Origin of the sequence: Xanthomonas sp. SHU 166, assembly GCF_000364685.1 — a bacterium.
Classification (GTDB): domain Bacteria; phylum Pseudomonadota; class Gammaproteobacteria; order Xanthomonadales; family Xanthomonadaceae; genus Xanthomonas_A; species Xanthomonas_A sontii.
In genome coordinates, this window is the sequence record NZ_AQOJ01000058.1 from 1 (window position 1) to 2,652 (window position 2,652).

A 2,652-nucleotide genomic window follows, 5' to 3' on the forward strand; every position below is an offset into this window, starting at 1 on the left:
CGCGGGTCGGCGCCCAGGCGCTGGCGATCGGCGATCAGGATCTGCAGCGCCAGCAGCAGGCCCAGCCCGGCCAGTGCGATCCACTGCCAGGGCGCGGCACGCAGCACCGGGCGGCGTTCGCGCGGGCCATGCAGGAAGCTGGGCGCGGCGGCGGCGGACACTGGCGAGGTGGGGACTGTCGCGGGAGTCGCGCCCGCGGCCGGTGCCAGTGCCGGGTCCGTCGCCGAAGCGCGGACTGGCGACAGCGTCTCCAGGTCGCCCGCGTCAGGTGCGGCGTGGACCGCGTCAGTCTCTTCCTCGGCCGGCTTCACGTTCGCAGACGCTGGCGAGACGCTCGACGCCACGGGCGGCGCTGCAGTGTCGGTCAGCGACGTCGCGGGTGCCGACGTGTCACCGCCCGCCGCCGGCGCGACCGGGGTCTCGCCCTGTATGGCGGACGGATCGGGCTGACGCAGCAAGGTGGCGAGGCTGGGGCGGGGCGGAGTGCGATCGGGCATGCGCGCGGGCGACGACGGCGAGAGCCGTATTCAAGCACGCGCCGGCGGGATCTGCAGTGCGCTGCCGGCGGATCGCGGCCTTGGTCAGCGCTGGACGCTCTACGGCGCGAGGGTCCCGCGGCGTGCTCAGCGCGACTTGCGGGTGTCGAGCAGGTCGAGCAGGCCGGCGCGCTGGCGCGGGCTCAGGCTGTCGAAGCGCTCCAGCAGGCGCAGTTGCTGGTCGGTGAACTGGTAGTGGTTGGGCAGCTCGCCGATGGCCGCGGCGTCCGCCGCCATCGGTTCGCCGAACACGCGCTCGCCACGGCCGGTGGCCAGGTACTCGAAATGCAGCCCGCTGCGGCGGGCCAGGGCGATCAGGTGCTCCAGCGCCGGCGCGGTGCCTTCGGCCATTTCCCACTGCGCCACGGCGCTGCGGGTCACGCCCAGGTCCAGCGCCAGGGCCTCCTGGGTGAGGCCGGTGAGCTTGCGCGCTTCGCGCACCCGTTCGTACAGCTTGCTGTTCACACGCACCTCCGCAGGGGAGGCGAGATATAGCCGCGCCGGCCACTGCGCTTGGTTCGCAGCGCTGTCCATTAGTGAAATGTTAGCGATACTGTCTTCTGCGCTATGGGCCGGCTGGCCTTGCGGGGCCGCGCCCCGGTTCAGTCCCGGCGCACGCCGTCGATGCGCATCCAGTCGCCGTCCTGTTCGGTGCGCAGTTGGGTGAACCACGGTGCGTAGCGCTGCAGCAGCTCCTGTTCCTGGCCGTGCAGGATCCCGGACAGGGCGATGCGCCCGCCCGGCGCCACGCGCGCGGCCAGGGTCGGCGCCAGCGCATCCAGCGCCGAGGCGAGGATGTTGGCCACCACCACCGGATAGGTGGCCTCCGGTTCGTCGGCAGGCAGGTACACGGCCAAGCGCTCGCCCACCGCGTTGCGCTCGGCGTTGTCGTGGCTGGCCAGCAGCGCCTGCGGGTCGTTGTCCACGCCCACCGCGGCGGCGGCGCCCAGCTTCAGCGCGGCCAGCGCCAGGATTCCCGAGCCGCAGCCGAAATCGAGCACGCGCGCCTGCGCCAGGACGCCGTCGGTGGCCAGCGCATCCAGCCAGCGCAGGCACAGCGCGGTGGTCGGGTGGGTGCCGGAGCCGAACGCCAGGCCCGGGTCCAGGCGCACCACGGCGGCATCGGCGCCGCTGGCGTCTTCGGGCAGCTCATGGTTCCACGGTACGATGAAGGTGCGCGCGCCGAAGCGCATCGGCTGGAACTGGTCCAGCCAGGCCCGTTCCCAGTCCTGGTCGTCGACCTTGCGGAAGGTGGCCTGGGTCCAGTCCAGCCCGGGGTCGAAGGCCTCCAGCGCAGCCAGCAACACCAGCGCGTCCTGCTCCTCGGGGAACAGCGCGGTGAGCACCAGCGTGCCCCACAGCGGGGTCTCGCCCACGCCCGGTTCCAGGATCGCGCGTTCGTTGCTGGTGTCGGCGTCGGCATCGAGCAGGGTCACCGCCAGCGCGCCGACATCCTCCAGCGCGGTCTCGTAGCGGGGCTGGGTGGCGTCGGTGCAGCGCATGGTCAGTTCGAGGAACGGCATCGGTCGGTGGGGCAATCAGGGGAAGCACGCATCTTAGACGGGCGGCGGGCTTCGCGCTGGAGGCCGACTTGCGGCGGAGCGGGGGACGGCACGCATTTCGGCCGGTTGCGAACCACCTCCAGCCGGCGCCGTTCGGAATGCGACACGCGACGGCGGTACGCGGCGTCGCGCTGGCCGCACCGGGCCGAACAGGCCCAGCAATGCGTTCGGACGCTGCCGGGCCAGCACCGGCACTGCGATCTGCACCGCGCCGCCCGTGACGCCGTGCCGTTCGTCCGTGCCGCCGGTCCGCACGTCCATGCGCCGGGATCGCGGCATGCATTTGGCGCATGCCGCGGCCGTGGCCTGGGGTAGACTGCCGGCTCGCAGCGGCCGGGCGACAGGGGGTCCGGCTGCGCTTCTGCCCGTGGTCCGGCTCTTTCGCGCATGCCCGTCGTGTCCCGTCCAACCTGGCTGTTGCTGGCGCCCGCCGCGCTGTTGCTGGGCGTGGTCGCCTATCGCGTGCTGTCGCTGCCGGCTGCACCGGCGGCGTCCGTGCCGGCGACCGCGGTGGTGGCCGCTGCGGCCCCTGCGCCCGTCGCGTCGGCCACCGC

2 protein-coding genes are annotated in these 2,652 nt (G+C 73.2%); both read right to left on the reverse strand.

The genetic code is table 11. The annotated features are described in order from the left end of the window. Nucleotides 1–623: 623 nt before the first annotated feature. Nucleotides 624–1,070 carry a helix-turn-helix domain-containing protein gene (locus tag D180_RS02610; RefSeq protein WP_017911565.1) on the reverse strand — a complete coding sequence of 149 codons (447 nt, stop codon included), beginning with the start codon at nucleotides 1,068–1,070 and terminating at the stop codon, nucleotides 624–626. 68 nt (nucleotides 1,071–1,138) lie between these two features. After that, nucleotides 1,139–2,059 (reverse strand): 50S ribosomal protein L11 methyltransferase, encoded by a 921-nt coding sequence (prmA, locus tag D180_RS02615; protein ID WP_017911566.1) that lies wholly within the window; start codon nucleotides 2,057–2,059, stop codon nucleotides 1,139–1,141. Nucleotides 2,060–2,652: the final 593 nt, after the last annotated feature.